Source organism: uncultured Tateyamaria sp. (assembly GCF_947494755.1).
Classification (GTDB): Bacteria; Pseudomonadota; Alphaproteobacteria; order Rhodobacterales; family Rhodobacteraceae; genus Tateyamaria.
Genome location: NZ_CANLVZ010000002.1, coordinates 21,495 through 36,969 on the forward strand (window position 1 = coordinate 21,495; position 15,475 = coordinate 36,969).

Here is a 15,475-nt window from a genome sequence, read left to right on the forward strand (position 1 = left end):
GCGGCTTTGCCCGTTCGTGCCACTAAATCGCGTGAACCGCCAGAGCCGTTGATGTGTGCCCTTGACTCGGTTCGACCCCGCGCGCACTAGGGATGTGCTGGTGCCCCGGGTGAATGCGCGGGGTGAAAAGGGAATGCGATAGGTCCGGGCAACCTGATCGAAACGCAGCCGCCCCCGCGACCGTGACCGGAGAAGGGTGCCCCCGCACCACTGGCCAACAGGCCGGGAAGGTGGGGCAGCCGACGGGCAAACGCCTGATATCCGCAAGCCGGGAGACCTGCCAGCGCGAAGGACGTGACGAAACCGGACGGGGTGTTCCGGGTGTCGGGACAGTTGGCCCTGTGGCCGCCCGCCATCCCTTTCCCCGCCCCAGATTTGGGATTGAGAATGAGCGATTTGCCCCCTGTTGAGCTGCTGGTTTGCGTCAAGTGCCGCCGTGAATTGGAGATGCCCGAAGGCGGCACTCGCCCCGGTGAAGTTCTACACGCCGAACTCGCATCGCGCGCCATGCCCGAAGGTGTCACATTGAAGGCGGTCGAGTGTCTGTCGAACTGCTCTTCCGGCTGCTCGGTCGCGGTCCGCGGTGGGTCCAGTCGCTGGACCTACGTCTACGGCAACCTGATGGAGGACCGCGACGCCGACATGGTTGTCGAGGGCATCACCAAATACGCCGCCACCGCCGACGGCATCGTGCCATGGCGCGAACGCCCCGAACATTTCCGCAAAAATTGCATCGCCCGCATCCCCCCGCAAGAGGTCTAAGCTCATGGCAAATCTAAACAAAATCCCCGTCACCGTAATCACCGGCTTTCTCGGGTCTGGCAAGACGACCCTTGTGCGCCACCTGATGCAGAACCCCCAGGGCAAGCGTCTGGCGGTGATCGTGAACGAATTCGGTGACGTGGGTGTGGACGGCGAGATCCTGAAATCCTGCGCCATTCCCGACTGCCCCGCCGAGAACATCATGGAACTGGCCAATGGCTGTATCTGCTGCACCGTGGCAGATGATTTCATACCCACGATCGAGGCGCTGATGGCCCTTGATCCGCAGCCCGAGCACATCCTGATCGAAACGTCTGGCTTGGCCCTGCCCAAGCCCCTTCTCAAGGCGTTTGACTGGCCCGATATCCGCTCGCGCATCACCGTAGACGGCGTGATCGCGCTGGCCGATGCCGAAGCGGTCGCCGCAGGTCGCTTTGCCCCGGATGTGGCGGCGGTCGATGCCCAACGCGCCGCCGATGACAGTCTGGACCACGAAACGCCGCTGTCCGAAGTGTTCGAGGATCAGATCGCTTGCGCTGACATCATCCTGCTGACCAAACCCGATCTCGCTGGCCCCGAAGGTGTGGCCAAAGCCAAAGAGATCATCGCCGCCGAAACTCCTCGCCCCCTGCCCGTTGTCGAGGTGGCCGAAGGTGTTGTGGACCCGCGGGTTTTGCTCGGGCTTGAGGCGGCGGCCGAGGATGACATGGATGCGCGCCCCTCCCATCACGACGGCCATGAAGATCACGAACACGACGACTTTGAGTCCGTGATCATCGACATCCCCGAAGTCACCGACCCCGCCGACCTCGTCGCACGGATCGAGGCGATGGCCAAGGCGCAGAACATCCTGCGCGTCAAAGGGTATGCGGCGGTGACGGGCAAACCCATGCGCCTGCTCGTTCAGGCCGTGGGCGCGCGGGTGCGGCACCAATATGACCGCCCGTGGGGTCCGAACGAAACCCGTCAGGGCCGTTTGGTCGTGATTGCCGAACATGACGACGTGAACGGCACAGCCATTCGCAACGCGCTCGTTCAACCTCTGGCAGCCGCCGAGTAATCAGGACCCGCCATGCACGTCGTCTTCCGCGAAAGCCATGGGCTCGAAGAGACCGAGACGCCGACCGATCTGGGGCAGACGCCCGCGGATCTGGTGGTGCTGTCCTTCTCCGACAGTGATCTGGGCGCGTTCGGGGCGGCGTGGCATCGGGGCGGCGGCAAGGAGGGCAAATTACCCACGCTGCGGCTGGCAAACCTTGTGGGGCTCAAGCACCCGCTGTCGGTCGATACATACGTGGAACAAACGCTGGCGGGGGCCAAGGGCATCCTGATCCGGCTGATCGGCGGCGTGCCTTACTGGACTTACGGGCTGCAACAGGTGTTGAGCCTCGCGCAGACCAAGGGGATCGCGCTCGCCGTCCTGCCTGCCGATGGGCGCGTCGATACCCGACTGGACGAGATGTCGACCTTGCCCGTCTCGACCCTGCGCCGTCTGGCGCATCTGTGTGACACCGGCGGCACCGTCGCCGCGCAAGCGGCACTGGCGCAGATGGCGCTGGCCTCGGGGCTGTATGCTGGGCCGGTACGGGGGGCAAAGGCTCTGCCGATGGTCGGCGCGTGGACCCTGGAGCATGGGGTAAGTTGCCCGCTGGTCTTGCCCGAAAGCGACGCGCCGCTGGTCATCGTAACCTTTTATCGCGCCTATCTTGCCGCTGCCGATCTGTCCCCGATTGAGGCCCTGTTTGATGCCCTGCGCGCCGAAGGCTTTCAGGTCCTTGGCCTTTTCGCCCCCTCGCTCAAGGCCCCGGATGCCGCCGGATGGATGGCCCGCCAGATCGCGCATCTGCGCCCTGCGGCTATCGTGAACGCCACGGCGTTTTCAGGAAAAGGCAGCACCGGGACATCACCGCTCGACTCAGGCGATGTGCCCGTGTTCCAGGTCGCCCTTGCCACGTCGACCCGCGACATGTGGGCCGAGGCGGAACGCGGGCTGTCCCCCACCGATCTGGCCATGCACGTGGTTCTGCCCGAAGTGGACGGGCGGCTGTTCGGCGGCGTCACCTCGTTCAAGACCCCCCAGACCCGCGACCCGGACCTGCAATTTTCGCGCTATGCGCACAGCGCCGATATCGAGCGCACCAATGCCGTGGCCGACCGGGTGCGGGCCTGGGTCGATCTGGCTGCGACCCCTGCACCTGAGCGCAAACTGGCCCTCGTCCTCAGCACCTATCCGGGCAAGGACTGGAATATGGCCCATGCGGTCGGGCTCGACGCGCTGGCCTCAGGCGAGGCGATCCTGAGCGATTTGACGGCGGCGGACCACACGGTCGCGCCTGCCGACACGCCGCTTGAAACGGCGCTGGCCACCGAAACGATTACGTGGTCGCTTGACGACTATCTCGCTGCCCTAAGAACCCTGCCCCAATCCTTGCAGGACGACCTATTCAAAAGCTGGGACGCGCCCGACGGTCCGTTTCACTTCGCAGCAACCCGCCGAGGCAATGCACTGATCGCGCTGCAACCCGAGCGGGGGCATTTCGCGGCGCGCGATGACGACTATCACGACCTGTCACGCACACCCTGCCACGCCTACGTCGCCTTCTACCTCTGGCTCCAAACCCAGACACAGGCCCTGATCCATATCGGCGCGCATGGCACGCTCGAATGGCTGCCCGGGAAGTCGGTGGCCTTGTCGCAAGGCTGCTGGCCCGCGGCGCTGACGGGCGCGCTGCCGGTGATCTATCCTTTCATCGTGAATGATCCGGGCGAAGCGGCGCAGGCAAAACGGCGTATCGGGGCCGTAACGCTCGGGCACCTGCCGCCCCCAAATAAAGCCTCCGAGACGCCCGACCGATTGGTGCGACTGGAAACGCTGCTGGACGAATTTTCAAACGCGGACGGGCTTGATCCGCGCCGCCGGGATCGGTTGCAGGATGATATCCGGGCCGAGGCGCAGGCCCTTGGGGTCGAGGAAGATCTAGGGCTCGAGCGCGCCACTTGCAGCGCCGAGGCAATCACCCGCATCGACCGTTTTGTCTGTGATATCAAGGAAAGCCAGTTCGGGGACGGGTTGCACATCTGGGGCCGTGCGCCCGCGGTTAAGGCCCCTCACGATACGAGTGCGTCTGTTACGTCAGAGCAGAACAGCCTGATTGCCGCACTGAATGGGCGGCGGATCGAGGCCGGCCCCTCCGGCTCACCCTATCGCGGGCGGCGCGATGTGCTGCCCACCGGGCGCAATCTGTTCACCACCGACCCCCGGTCTGTCCCGACCCGTGCCGCCTATGCCCAAGGGGTCAAACTGGGCGAAGAACTGGTGCGCCGTCACCTCCAAGATCACGGTAACTGGCCGCGCGGGTTGATCGTCGATCTGTGGGGCTCGGCAACGATGCGCACAGCGGGCGAGGAATTCGCGATGGCGCTGCACCTGCTTGGCGTGCGCCCGGTCTGGGACAAAGGATCAGAGCGCGTGTCGGGCATCGAAGTCCTGCCGATCACCGATCTCGACCGGCCCCGGATCGACGTGACTCTGCGCGTTTCGGGCCTGTTCCGCGATGTTTTTCCGACGCTTTCGGCGCTATTTTCCCAAGCTGTGCGCGCCCTTGCTGCGCGGGACGAAGCGCCCGACTGGAACCCCTATGCCGGTCACACAGCGAGTGCACGCGTCTACGGGCCGGCACCAGGCAGCTTTGGGCTTGGCATGGGCGCGGACCTTGAAACATACACCGATGAAAGCCGCGCCGCCGCCGGGCGCGCATGGCTGAGCGCAAGCGCCTATGCACTGGACGGTGTCAGTGCCACGAAAGATGAGGAAGGTATACGCACTCGTCTGGAACGCGCGGACAGCTTTGTGCACCTTCAGGACCTGCCCGAAACAGACGTGCTGCTGGCCTCGGACTATGCCGCGCACGAGGCTGGATTTGCCGCTGCCCAGGCCCTCACCGGGGGCAGCGCGGCCCTCTATCACATGGATGCGACCCAGCCAGACCGCCCCCGCGCGCGCTCCCTGCCCGAAGAAATCGCGCGCGTCGTTCAGGCACGCGCAACGCAGCCCGCATGGCTTGCGGGCATGATGCGCCACGGGTTCCGGGGCGGGGCCGAGATTGCCGCAACGCTTGATCACATGGCGGCTTTTGCGCATCTCGCAGGCGTGGTGCAGCCGCATCTGTTCGACCTCTATCATGACGTGACCCTGGGTGATCCGCAGGTCACGGCGTTCCTGGCGGACGCCAATCCCGGTGCGCTCCAGTCGATGCAGGACCAGTTTGCCGCTTTGGATGCGGCGGGCCTGTGGCAAACCCGGCGCAACTCCATCCGCGCCAGCCTTGAGGCCGCGCAATGACGGTCAAAGGCTGGTGCCCCGGCGCGTATAAGCCGATGATGTCTGGCGACGGGCTGATCCTGCGCGTGCGCCCTCGGATGGGGCGGCTGACGCGCGAACAGATCCTCGGGCTGTGCGCAGTATCCGCAGACAACGGCAACGGGATCATTGATCTGACGAGCCGCGCCAATCTTCAATTGCGTGGCATCACGGACCACGCCGCAGCGCTTGACGCTTTGCTGGCGCTTGACCTGCTCGACCCCACGCCAGCAGCCGAAACCAGGCGCAATATCGTGGTCGCCCCCCTTTGGTCCGACGGCGACTTAACGCATCGGCTGCACGACGCGATCTGCGCACGACTGCACGAGTTGCCTGCCTTGCCCGTCAAGATCGGGATCGCCATCGACACCGGAGCGCAGCCGATCCTGCAAGACACCTCCGCCGATTTCAGGTTTGAACGCGGCGCAGAGGATACGCTGATCCTGCGCGCAGACGGGGCGTCAGGCGGGCGAGCGATTACCAAGGCCACCGCCATGGACGCTTTGATCGAACTGGCCACATGGTGCGCCAAGCACATCAACCCGCAAGCCCGTCGCGTCGCCAGAATTGTCCACAACACCCCCCTGCCCGCCGCATGGACCGAGGCACGGGCGCAAACCAACGGCGACAGCCTCGCCCCCGGTCCAACGCCCGTCGGAGCGGCATTTGGCGCGCCCTTCGGCAGCACGGACTCCCACGCCCTCGCAGCTCTCGTCACCGATAGCGGTGCCAAAGGGCTGCGGGTCACGCCCTGGCGCGTGTTCGTGCTGGAAGGTGCCGAGGCGCGCGATGCCCACGGCTTTGTCACCACCTCGGGCGACCCTTTGCTGCGCACCCATGCCTGCCCCGGCGCACCCGCCTGCGCGGCCGCCAGCGTCGGCACACGGACCCTGGCGCGCGCATTGGCGGGCACATATACGGACCTGCACGTCTCTGGCTGCACCAAAGGCTGTGCGCATCCCAAAGCTGCCGCCATGACCCTTGTGGGCCGGGACGGTGCCTATGACCTTGTCGCGCAGGGAAATCCGTGGGATCAGCCCTGCAAACGCGGCCTGTCCGCAACCGACCTCTTGACCCTCAAGGCCACCCCAGATGCCCTATGAATATCAAACCGATGGCGCGGCCATTTACCTGAAATCCTTTGCCACGATCCGGGCCGAGGCGGATCTGGCCCGCTTTGATGCGAACGAGGAGCAGGTGGCCGTGCGCATGATTCACGCCGCAGGCATGGTCGGGCTAGAGCAGCATTGCCGTTTTTCCCCCGGTTTCGTTCCCTCCGCCCGCACCGCGTTGGAACGGGGCGCGCCGATCCTGTGCGATGCGCGCATGGTCTCTGAAGGGATCACGCGTGCCCGGATGCCTGCAGACAACGCGGTGATCTGCACTTTGCATGATGAAGGGGTGCGCGAATTGGCCGCCAAGATGGGCAACACGCGCTCGGCGGCCGCGCTCGAACTGTGGCGGCCACATCTTGCAGGGGCTGTGGTGGCCATCGGAAACGCGCCCACGGCCCTGTTCCATTTGCTCAACATGCTCGAAGACCCCGACTGCCCCCGCCCCGCCGCCATCATCGGCTGCCCCGTGGGCTTTGTCGGCGCGGTGGAGTCCAAGGACGCCCTATGGGCCGACCAGCCTGTGCCATGTTGCATCGTGCAGGGCCGTTTGGGGGGCAGCGCCATCACCGTCGCCGCCGTCAACGCCATCGCGAGCCGCAAGGAATGAGTGGCGGAACTGTCTTTGGCGTGGGCCTCGGCCCCGGTGATCAGGACCTGATGAGCGTGCGCGCCGACCGGCTGATCCGCAATGCCCGCCATGTGGCGTTCTTTCGCAAGGCGGGTCGTCCCGGCCAGGCCCGTCAGATCGTGAACGGGATGATGCCCGAAACGGCCATCGAGTTCCCGATGGAGTACCCCGTCACCACCGAAATCTCCCTGACGGACCCACGCTACAACGAAATCCTCAGTCAGTTTTACACCGACTGCACAGCGCATCTGCGCAGCCTCACGGATGCAGGCGAGGATGTGGTTGTGCTCTGCGAGGGCGATCCGTTTTTCTATGGGTCTTTCATGCATCTTTATACCCGGCTGTCGGGTGATATCGACGTGCAGGTCGTGCCCGCCATCACCGGCATGTCGGGCGCATGGACGGCGACAGGCGCGCCGATCACGTGGGGCGACGACATTCTCACCGTGTTGATGGGGACTCTCGACGAGGACACGTTGGCGTCCAACATGGCCAATGCCGACGCGCTGGTGGTGATGAAGATCGGGCGCAACATCGACAAGGTGCGCCGCGCGTTGAAGACCGCCGGAAAATACGATGACGCCTATCTGATCGAATACGCCACAATGCCGAACCAGACCGTGCAGAAGCTGGCCGATGCGGAGGAGAAGGTCACCCCCTACTTTTCGATCATCGTGGTGCATGGGCAAGGGCGGCGTCCATGACAGGATCGGTCATCATCGCAGGGCTTGGACCGGGCAATGACGCGCTGATCACGCCCGAGGTGTCCGCCGCACTTACGCAAGCCACTGATATCGTAGGTTATATCCCTTACGTCGCCCGCATCGCGCCCCGCGAGGGCCTGACCCTCCACGCCTCGGACAACCGGGTTGAGCTGGATCGCTCGCGCCATGCGCTGGACATGGCCGCAGACGGGCACAAGGTCGTGGTGGTGTCTTCGGGTGATCCGGGCGTCTTTGCCATGGCGGCGGCGGTGTTTGAGGCCGTCGAGGCCGGTCCCTCCCTCTACCGCAGCCTGGATATTCGTGTCCTTCCGGGCATTACCGCAATGCTTGCGGCGGCGGCCCGCGCAGGTGCGCCCTTGGGCCATGATTTCTGCGCCATCAACCTCAGCGACAACCTCAAACCCTGGGCTCTGATCGAAAAACGGCTGCGCCTCGCGGCAGAGGCGGATTTTGCCATGGCGTTCTACAACCCCCGCTCGAAATCGCGTCCCGAGGGATTTGTGCGCACGCTGGAGATCCTCAAGGACGCCTGTGGCGACAACCGCCCCGTAATCTTTGCGCGCAACGTCTCGCATGTCGATGAGCAGATCAAAGTGGTCCCTTTGATGGAAACGACGCCCGATATGGCCGATATGCGCACGATGGTCATTGTTGGCTCGTCCCGGACCCGCATCATCGAAATGGACGGCGCGCCGATCGTCTACACGCCCCGGTCGGCCCCCGCATGACCCAGCCACGCCATCACCTCGGCCACTGTGGTCACTTCGGTACGGGCCGCGATGGCGGGCCTGTCGATCATCAGCACGGGCAATCCCAACGCGCGGGCCGCGACAATCTTGGCATAGGCCCCGGTGCCGCCCGCGTTCTTGGACACAACAAGATCAATGTCATGGGCCTGCATCAGCGCGCCGTCATCCTCCGCTGTGAACGGCCCGCGCGACACGAGTACATGGTGGTTCGGCAAGGGCGGCGGGTCCTTCGGCGCATCGACCAGCCGCAGCAGATAGAAATGCTGCGGATTGGGCGCAAACTCAGCCAAGTGCATCCGGCCTACGGCCAGCATCACGCGGCGGGCGGGTTGCTCAAGGGCAGCCACGGCGCCAGAAATGTCGGGCACAGCGGCCCAGCGGTCCTCCGGCTGCGCAACCCAAGCTGCGCGGGTCAGCGCGACCAGCGGCACCCCCGCTTGAGCGCAGGCGACAACCGCGTTGCCACTCATCTGCGAGGCAAACGGATGTGTCGCATCGATCACATGGGTGATCTGATGCGCCACCAGATAGTTCACAAGGCCCTGCACCCCGCCAAACCCGCCAATCCGCTGCGGCAAGGGCTGACGTTTGGGTCGCTCGACACGGCCAGCGAAACTAACAGTCCCCGCAATCCCGGCCTCGGCAGCGGCATTGGCAAAGGCGGTCGCCTCGGTCGTGCCGCCAAGGATCAGGAGGTTGTGCATGTCTGACGCCCCTTGGTTGACCATCATCGGCATAGGCGAGGACGGAGTTGCCGGGCTGAGCGGCGCAAGTCAAGCCGCCCTGGCCCGCGCCGAGGTGGTGATGGGGCCACCGCGTCACCTCGATCTGATCCCGGACGGTGCAGCGCGGCGGATCGCGTGGCCCGTGCCATTTGCGGATGGGTTGGCGATGCTTGATGGGTTGAGCGGGCAGTGCGTTGTGGTGCTTGCCTCGGGTGATCCGTTCTGGTTCGGGGCCGGATCGGTGATTGCGCGCCGCTATGCCGCTTCGGAGTGGGTCGCGCACCCTGGCCCCTCCTGTTTTGCACTGGCCGCGGCACAGTTGGGCTGGGCGCTTGAAAATACCACCTGCCTTGGATTGCACGCCGCGCCAATCGCCCGGATGCGTCGCCACCTAGCGCAAAAGGACCACTTGATCGTGACGCTGCGGGATGGGGAGGCGGTGGCCGAGTTGACTGGCTACTTGTCCGACACCGGGTTTGGCGACAGCACTGTGACCGTGTTTGAACATCTCGGCGGACCTGCCGAGCGGGTGACGTCCGGACAAGCCGCCACGCTCAAGGGCAGCTTCGGCCACCCGGTCTGCGCCGCAATCGAGATCGCAGGCAATGGCGCATCCCTGACAATCGCCACCGGGCAATCCGACGATACCTTTGCAAGTGACGGGCAGATGACCAAGCGGCCCATCCGCGCCATCACTCTGTCAACGCTCGCGCCCAAGCCGCACGAACATCTCTGGGATATTGGCGGCGGGTCTGGCTCCATCGCGTTGGAATGGCTGCTGAGCCATCCCACCACCCACGCCACTTGTATTGAGCCGCGCAGCGACCGCGCCGCACGGATACGCCAGAACAGCGTCGATCTGGGCGTCGATGGCCGTCTTACCGTCATCAAAGGGGTCGCACCGGACGCCTTGGGCGATCTCGACACCCCCGACGCACTCTTTATCGGCGGTGGACTGAGCCAACCCACGCTTGACGCCGCAATCGCACAAGGCGTGCGGCTGGTCGTCAATGCTGTCACACTCGAAGGAGAGGTGCTGCTAACCGCCGCACACGCGACCCATGGCGGTGATCTGCTGCGCATCGCGCTATCGAACGCAACGCCGTTGGGCTCCAAACGCGGGTGGACATCGGCCTATCCCGTCGTGCAATGGAGCCGCGTGCCATGATCGTCGCCGGTTTTGGGTTCACGACTTCGGCCAGCGCCGACAGCCTGCGCCAAGCGTTGCAGGCCACGGGCTGTGTCGGAGTGCCAGACCGCGTCGCAACGGCGCAGGACAAAGCCGACGCGCGCGCCTTTCAACAGTTCGCCGAAACTCTGCCCTGCCACATCATAGCCGTGCCAGCGCCGACACTCACCGCCATGACAACACAGACCCAATCCGCTCAAAGCCAAGCCGCCCGGGGCACAGGATCAGTCGCCGAAGCCGCCGCGCTCGCCGCCGCTGGCCCCGGTGCCACACTGATCCACACCCGCGCCATTTCGCAGGACCGCAGGGCCACCTGCGCCATCGCCAAAGGACAAGACACATGACCGTTCACTTCATTGGCGCAGGCCCCGGCGCGCCTGATCTGCTGACCCTGCGCGGGCGCGACCTGATCGCGGCCAGCCCTGTCTGCCTTTACGCCGGATCGCTGGTGCCCGAGGCGATCCTGGGCCATTGCGCGCCGAATGCGCGAGTGATGAACACGGCCGCCATGGACCTCGACGACATCATGGCCGAAATCACCGCAGCCCATGCCAAAGGCCACGATGTTGCGCGGCTCCATTCGGGCGATCTGTCGGTCTGGTCAGCCATGGGCGAGCAGTTGCGCCGCCTCAAGGCCGCTGACATCCCCTTTACCGTTACACCCGGCGTACCGTCGTTCAGCGCCGCCGCTGCCGCCCTCGGGGCCGAACTCACGCTGCCGGGGATCGCTCAATCGGTGGTGTTGACACGCACGCCCGGTCGCGCCTCGTCCATGCCGGCGGGCGAGAGCCTGACCAATTTTGCGGCCACCGGCGCGACACTAGCGATCCATCTGTCGATTGGAAATCTTGACCAAGTCGTCACTGACCTGACCCCTGCCTATGGCGCGGACTGCCCGGTCGCGGTGGTTTACCGCGCAAGCTGGCCGGACCAGCAAGTGATCATGGCCACGCTTGAGACGCTGCATGCTGCCATGGACGAAACCATCAGCCGCACCGCACTGATCCTCGTGGGCCGGGTGATCGGAGCCGACGGGTTCGACGAAAGCTGCCTTTATGCCCCCGACTACGACCGCCGATACCGCCCGATGAGCGCTGAAAGCCCATGGGCCAGCTGGAGCCACGGCGATGACTAGTCCCCCCGGACTGATGATCTCGGCCCCTGCGTCGGGCACGGGCAAAACAACGGTGATGCTGGGGCTTTTGCGGGCCTTGCGCGATGACGGGCTGACGGTGCAACCCTATAAAAGCGGGCCGGATTATATCGACCCGGCCTTTCATCTGGCCGCAGCCGGACGGCCCTCGTTCAACTTTGATACATGGGCGATGGATGCGGAACTGCTCGGCGGGATCGCAGCGCAGCAGGACGGGGCCGACATCTGCATCGCCGAGGGGTCCATGGGCCTGTTTGACGGCGTGGCGACACGGGGGCAAAGCGGGTTTGGATCGAGCGCCGAAACCGCGCTCAAGATGGGTTGGCCGGTTGTGCTGGTGATCGACGTGGGCGGCCAAGCACAGTCTGCCGCCGCGACCGCCCTTGGGTTTAAACTCTACAACCCCGACCTGCCCTTTGCGGGCGTGATCCTCAACCGGGTCGCAAGCCCGCGCCACGAACGGCTCACGCGCGTGGGCATGGATCAGGTGGGCGTCAAAGTGTTGGGCTGCCTGCCCCGGCGAGGCGATCTGAAACTGCCCGAACGGCACCTGGGGCTGATCCAGGCAGTCGAACATCCCGATCTTGAGGCCGCGATTGCGGGCTACGCGGAGTTCCTGCGCGAGAATGTCGATCTGGCCGCGATCAAGGCGGCGGCGCGGGGCGGCGCGGCCATGCCCCCCCATCCCCTGCCAACCCCTCCAGCACAACGGATCGCCTTGGCGCGCGATGCTGCGTTTTCCTTTACCTACCCCCACCTGCTCAGCGGATGGCGGGCGGCGGGGGCTGAAATCCTGCCGTTTTCCCCCCTCGCGGATGAGGCCCCGGCGCAGGACGCGGACCTTGTCTGGCTGCCCGGCGGCTATCCCGAGCTGCACGCGGGCACGCTTGCGGCGGCCCAGACCTTCAAGGCCGGGCTGCGCAAACATGCCGAACAAAAGCAGGTGCATGGGGAATGCGGCGGCTACATGGCGCTTGGGGCCAGCCTGACGGACAAGGAGGGTGTCGCGCACGAAATGGTCGGCCTGCTCGGGCTGGCGACCAGCTATGAAAAGCGCAAGTTCAACCTCGGCTACCGACGCGCCGTGCTGGATCATGCGATGCCGGGGTTCCAGGTCGGGGCGGCCTTGCGCGGGCATGAATTCCACTACTCCTCAATCCTAGACCAACCCGACGCGCCGCTCGCGCAGGTCTTTGACGCAGATGGCAACCCGGCGGCCCAAAGCGGGTCGTGGCGCGGGAACGTCACCGGCACGTTCTTTCACCTCATCACCGGAGAGCGGGCATGACAGGCTTTGTCAGCTTTGTCGGCTCGGGTCCCGGCGATCCCGAGCTGCTGACGCTCAAGGCGGTGGATCGGCTGAAACGGGCGGATGCGGTGCTGTTTGACGATCTGAGCGCGGGGCCAATCCTGAGCCATGCGCGCAGTGGTGCGGACCTTGTGGGCGTGGGCAAACGGGCCGGTCGGCCCTCGCCCAAGCAGCACCATGTCAGCCAGTTGCTGGTGGAATATGCGCAGGAAAACCAAAGGATCGTGCGCCTGAAATCCGGCGATGGGGGCACGTTCGGACGGCTCGAGGAAGAGACCGACGCGCTGAAAGCGGCCGGTATCGCATATGAGATCATCCCCGGCGTGCCCTCGGCCTGTGCGGCAGCCGCCGCTGCCGGTATCCCGCTCACACGCCGCCTCACGGCGCGCCGGGTGCAGTTTGTCACCGGCCACGACGTGCGCGGTGCCTTGCCCGAAGACCTCAACATGGCCGCCCTTGCCGATGCGCACGCGACCACGGTGGTGTTCATGGGCCAGCGCACCTTTCCGGCGTTCGCCGAGATGTTGATGGAGGCCGGATTGCCGGGCAATACCCCTGCGCTGCTGGCCGAAGGCGTATCGACGCCGCAACAGGCGCTGCACCGCTCAACCGTCTCTGAACTGGCCAAAAAACTGGAGGCGGGGGTCAGTGATGCGCCTGCGCTGATCCTTTATGGCGCATTGGCAGAGGGTTAGACGCATGAGCTACAGCACCCTCGCCAAGTTGTTGATGCCATGATCGAACTGGTCCTCATCGGTATCGGCACGGGCAACCCGGACCACCTGACCGGCGAGGCCCGGCGCGCGATGGCGCAGGCCGATCTGTTTCTGGTGCCCAACAAGGGGGCGGGGAAATCCGATCTGGCCGATCTGCGCACGCAGATCATTGACACGGTGCGGAGTGACGCCACGGTCGCGATGTTTGACATGCCGGTGCGGGACGACACCATGCCTTACCTCGCGCGGGTCGATGCGTGGCATGACGAAATCGCCGTGATCTGGGCGGACACGATGGCGCAACACCCGAGTGCCCGCCGCATTGCGCTGTTGGTGTGGGGCGACCCCTCGCTTTATGACAGCACGTTGCGGATTGCTGCGCGGCTGGACCCGGCACCGCAGATCAAGGTGATCGCGGGCATCACATCGATTCAGGCGCTGACGGCGGCGCATGCCATCCCACTCAACACGCTGAACGGGCCGGTCACGATTTCAACCGGGCGTCGGCTGCGCGATCACGGCTGGCCGGACGGGTGCGAAACCTTGGTTGTGATGCTGGATGGCGCTTGTGCATTTCAGGACCTTGAAGGTGCGTATGACATCTGGTGGGGGGCCTATCTGGGGATGGAGGCGCAGGTGCTGGCAGCTGGCCGTCTGCCCGACATCGCAGAACAGATCATCTCCAAGAGGGCGGCTGCTCGGGCGGCACATGGCTGGATCATGGACACCTACCTGCTGCGCAAGGCCCAAGGCTGAGCATTCCATCCGCCTGAAAAATAGGCAGAAAATCACGTAAATGTGCCTATGTTGATGCCAGGGCTGGCGCTGCGGGCCGCGGAATGCTCATATCGGGCGGTAAATGCTGCCCAAGTTGTCCATGACCGCCCTGACACCCATCACTGCTCATCCCGCACAGACCCAACCCCGCGCCATCGGGACGTTGCGCCTGTCGACCAAGGCGGACGGCGCGCGCACCGTGCTGGACGACCTTTATCAACAAGGGGCATCCAAGGCAGTCTTTCCACGCGCAACGCGGGGCATGACGGGCGTATTGCTGAACACCTCCGGCGGGGTGACGGGCGGGGATCGGTTTGACACCACCGCAAAGGCTCAGACCGGCACGCACCTGACGCTGACGACGCAGGCCTGCGAACGGGCTTATCGCGCGCAGCCCGGTCTTGTGGGCCGGATACGCACCCGTTTGTCGGTCGAGGCCGAAGCGAGCCTGTGGTGGTTGCCGCAGGAAACCCTGATTTTTGACAGATGCGCGCTGGACCGCCGCCTGACCTGCGAGGTGGCCCGCACCGGGCGCGCCCTGATCGTTGAACCGCTTTGTCTGGGGCGGATCGCTATGGGCGAAACGACCGTGCGCGGGCACATGCGCGATCAAATCCTGATCACGCGCAACGGCAAACCGCTGGTGCAGGACGCATGGCACATGCGCGGCAACATGAGCGCGCAGATGGCGGGTGCGGCCACCGGCAACGGCGCAAGCGCAATGGTCACCCTGACGCTTGTGTCCCCCGATGCCTGCGCCCAGATCGACACGATCCGCACGCTGTTGCCCGCTACCGGCGGGGCCAGCCTGCTGGCCGATGATGTGCTGGTGATGCGCTGTCTTGCTCCGACCGGCTATGAACTGCGCCGCCATCTGCTGCCTGTTCTTGACCATCTGACGGGCGGCACGCTGCCCCTGTGCTGGAGACTTTGACCCATGCAACTCACCCCTCGTGAAAAAGACAAACTGCTTATCGCCATGGCCGCCGAAGTGGCGCGCAAACGGCTCGCACGCGGGGTCAAGCTGAACTATCCTGAGGCCATCGCGCTGATCACGGACGCTGTGGTCGAAGGGGCCCGTGACGGCCACTCGGTCGCGCATATGATGGAGGCAGGGGCCAAGATCGTTACCCGTGACCAGTGTATGGATGGTATTCCCGAAATGATTCACGATGTGCAGGTCGAGGCGACATTCCCCGATGGCACAAAGCTGGTGACCGTCCACAACCCCATCCGATAGGAGCGTGCGGCAGATGTTGGAATTTGA

General features: G+C 65.0%; 16 protein-coding genes and 1 riboswitch. Of the genes, 15 read left to right on the plus strand and 1 reads right to left on the minus strand.

All coding sequences use genetic code 11. The features are described from left to right. Nucleotides 1-81: 81 nt before the first annotated feature. Nucleotides 82-300, plus strand: a riboswitch (cobalamin riboswitch). 87 nt (nt 301-387) lie between these two features. From Q0908_RS02730 to cobJ, 7 genes are read left to right on the plus strand one after another with little or no spacing between them, the layout of a single operon-like run. After that, entirely contained in the window at nt 388-762 is a 375-nt protein-coding gene (locus Q0908_RS02730; RefSeq protein ID WP_299280906.1) for a DUF1636 domain-containing protein, read from the plus strand. Between the two features lie 4 nt (nt 763-766). Next, nucleotides 767-1,822 carry a cobalamin biosynthesis protein CobW gene (gene cobW, locus Q0908_RS02735; RefSeq protein ID WP_299280907.1) on the plus strand — a complete coding sequence of 352 codons (1,056 nt, stop codon included), beginning with the start codon at nt 767-769 and terminating at the stop codon, nt 1,820-1,822. A 12-nt stretch (nt 1,823-1,834) separates the two neighbouring features. Next, nucleotides 1,835-5,104, plus strand: a complete 3,270-nt coding sequence (cobN, locus tag Q0908_RS02740; protein WP_299280908.1) for a cobaltochelatase subunit CobN — start codon at nt 1,835-1,837, stop codon at nt 5,102-5,104. Continuing rightward, entirely contained in the window at nt 5,101-6,225 is a 1,125-nt protein-coding gene (locus Q0908_RS02745; protein ID WP_299280909.1) for a cobalamin biosynthesis protein CobG, read from the plus strand. Before cobN ends, Q0908_RS02745 begins: the two co-directional genes overlap by 4 nt. Further along, complete coding sequence (locus tag Q0908_RS02750) at nt 6,215-6,844, plus strand: precorrin-8X methylmutase (protein ID WP_299280910.1); 630 nt, start codon at nt 6,215-6,217, stop codon at nt 6,842-6,844. The genes Q0908_RS02745 and Q0908_RS02750 overlap by 11 nt, the downstream gene beginning before the upstream one ends. Continuing rightward, the gene (locus Q0908_RS02755; RefSeq protein WP_299280911.1) at nt 6,841-7,569 is read left to right on the plus strand and encodes a precorrin-2 C(20)-methyltransferase; all 729 of its coding nucleotides are present in this window, start codon (nt 6,841-6,843) and stop codon (nt 7,567-7,569) included. Before Q0908_RS02750 ends, Q0908_RS02755 begins: the two co-directional genes overlap by 4 nt. Continuing rightward, on the plus strand, nt 7,566-8,318 hold the full coding sequence (gene cobJ / locus Q0908_RS02760; RefSeq protein WP_299280912.1) for a precorrin-3B C(17)-methyltransferase: 753 nt from the start codon (nt 7,566-7,568) through the stop codon (nt 8,316-8,318). Before Q0908_RS02755 ends, cobJ begins: the two co-directional genes overlap by 4 nt. Here cobJ and Q0908_RS02765 read toward each other — a convergent pair. Next, nucleotides 8,291-9,043: a cobalt-precorrin-6A reductase gene (locus tag Q0908_RS02765; protein WP_299280913.1), complete on the minus strand. Its 753-nt coding sequence runs from the start codon at nt 9,041-9,043 to the stop codon at nt 8,291-8,293. The genes cobJ and Q0908_RS02765 overlap by 28 nt on opposite strands. Here Q0908_RS02765 and cbiE point away from each other — a divergent pair. The 8 genes from cbiE (at nt 9,042) to Q0908_RS02805 (ending at nt 15,448) form a co-directional block, all read left to right on the plus strand. Then, a complete protein-coding gene (cbiE, locus tag Q0908_RS02770; protein ID WP_299280914.1) occupies nt 9,042-10,232 on the plus strand; it encodes a precorrin-6y C5,15-methyltransferase (decarboxylating) subunit CbiE in 1,191 nt (396 codons plus the stop codon). The two genes, Q0908_RS02765 and cbiE, sit on opposite strands and share 2 nt — an antisense overlap. Next, on the plus strand, nt 10,229-10,597 hold the full coding sequence (locus Q0908_RS02775) for a cobalamin biosynthesis protein (RefSeq protein ID WP_299280915.1): 369 nt from the start codon (nt 10,229-10,231) through the stop codon (nt 10,595-10,597). Before cbiE ends, Q0908_RS02775 begins: the two co-directional genes overlap by 4 nt. Beyond that, complete coding sequence (cobM, locus tag Q0908_RS02780) at nt 10,594-11,388, plus strand: precorrin-4 C(11)-methyltransferase (protein WP_299280916.1); 795 nt, start codon at nt 10,594-10,596, stop codon at nt 11,386-11,388. Before Q0908_RS02775 ends, cobM begins: the two co-directional genes overlap by 4 nt. Beyond that, nucleotides 11,381-12,694, plus strand: a complete 1,314-nt coding sequence (locus Q0908_RS02785; protein WP_299280917.1) for a cobyrinate a,c-diamide synthase — start codon at nt 11,381-11,383, stop codon at nt 12,692-12,694. Before cobM ends, Q0908_RS02785 begins: the two co-directional genes overlap by 8 nt. Next, nucleotides 12,691-13,410: a uroporphyrinogen-III C-methyltransferase gene (gene cobA / locus Q0908_RS02790; RefSeq protein WP_299280918.1), complete on the plus strand. Its 720-nt coding sequence runs from the start codon at nt 12,691-12,693 to the stop codon at nt 13,408-13,410. Before Q0908_RS02785 ends, cobA begins: the two co-directional genes overlap by 4 nt. Before the next feature lie 39 nt (nt 13,411-13,449). Continuing rightward, complete coding sequence (gene cobF / locus Q0908_RS02795) at nt 13,450-14,187, plus strand: precorrin-6A synthase (deacetylating) (RefSeq protein WP_299280919.1); 738 nt, start codon at nt 13,450-13,452, stop codon at nt 14,185-14,187. A 103-nt stretch (nt 14,188-14,290) separates the two neighbouring features. Next, nucleotides 14,291-15,142, plus strand: coding sequence for an urease accessory protein UreD (locus Q0908_RS02800; protein WP_299280920.1), 852 nt, complete (start codon nt 14,291-14,293; stop codon nt 15,140-15,142). Between the two features lie 3 nt (nt 15,143-15,145). Then, on the plus strand, nt 15,146-15,448 hold the full coding sequence (locus tag Q0908_RS02805; protein WP_299280921.1) for an urease subunit gamma: 303 nt from the start codon (nt 15,146-15,148) through the stop codon (nt 15,446-15,448). The last annotated feature ends 27 nt before the right edge of the window (nt 15,449-15,475 follow it).

What these genes read in the sequence shown, in the direction of transcription:
- Q0908_RS02730 (WP_299280906.1), top strand. Translation starts at nt 388, where the DNA reads ATGAGCGATTTGCCCCCTGTTGAGCTGCTGGTTTGCGTCAAGTGCCGC.
- cobW (WP_299280907.1), top strand. Translation starts at nt 767, where the DNA reads ATGGCAAATCTAAACAAAATCCCCGTCACCGTAATCACCGGCTTTCTC.
- cobN (WP_299280908.1), top strand. Translation starts at nt 1,835, where the DNA reads ATGCACGTCGTCTTCCGCGAAAGCCATGGGCTCGAAGAGACCGAGACG.
- Q0908_RS02745 (WP_299280909.1), top strand. Translation starts at nt 5,101, where the DNA reads ATGACGGTCAAAGGCTGGTGCCCCGGCGCGTATAAGCCGATGATGTCT.
- Q0908_RS02750 (WP_299280910.1), top strand. Translation starts at nt 6,215, where the DNA reads ATGCCCTATGAATATCAAACCGATGGCGCGGCCATTTACCTGAAATCC.
- Q0908_RS02755 (WP_299280911.1), top strand. Translation starts at nt 6,841, where the DNA reads ATGAGTGGCGGAACTGTCTTTGGCGTGGGCCTCGGCCCCGGTGATCAG.
- cobJ (WP_299280912.1), top strand. Translation starts at nt 7,566, where the DNA reads ATGACAGGATCGGTCATCATCGCAGGGCTTGGACCGGGCAATGACGCG.
- cbiE (WP_299280914.1), top strand. Translation starts at nt 9,042, where the DNA reads ATGTCTGACGCCCCTTGGTTGACCATCATCGGCATAGGCGAGGACGGA.
- Q0908_RS02765 (WP_299280913.1), bottom strand. Translation starts at nt 9,043, where the DNA reads ATGCACAACCTCCTGATCCTTGGCGGCACGACCGAGGCGACCGCCTTT.
- Q0908_RS02775 (WP_299280915.1), top strand. Translation starts at nt 10,229, where the DNA reads ATGATCGTCGCCGGTTTTGGGTTCACGACTTCGGCCAGCGCCGACAGC.
- cobM (WP_299280916.1), top strand. Translation starts at nt 10,594, where the DNA reads ATGACCGTTCACTTCATTGGCGCAGGCCCCGGCGCGCCTGATCTGCTG.
- Q0908_RS02785 (WP_299280917.1), top strand. Translation starts at nt 11,381, where the DNA reads ATGACTAGTCCCCCCGGACTGATGATCTCGGCCCCTGCGTCGGGCACG.
- cobA (WP_299280918.1), top strand. Translation starts at nt 12,691, where the DNA reads ATGACAGGCTTTGTCAGCTTTGTCGGCTCGGGTCCCGGCGATCCCGAG.
- cobF (WP_299280919.1), top strand. Translation starts at nt 13,450, where the DNA reads ATGATCGAACTGGTCCTCATCGGTATCGGCACGGGCAACCCGGACCAC.
- Q0908_RS02800 (WP_299280920.1), top strand. Translation starts at nt 14,291, where the DNA reads ATGCTGCCCAAGTTGTCCATGACCGCCCTGACACCCATCACTGCTCAT.
- Q0908_RS02805 (WP_299280921.1), top strand. Translation starts at nt 15,146, where the DNA reads ATGCAACTCACCCCTCGTGAAAAAGACAAACTGCTTATCGCCATGGCC.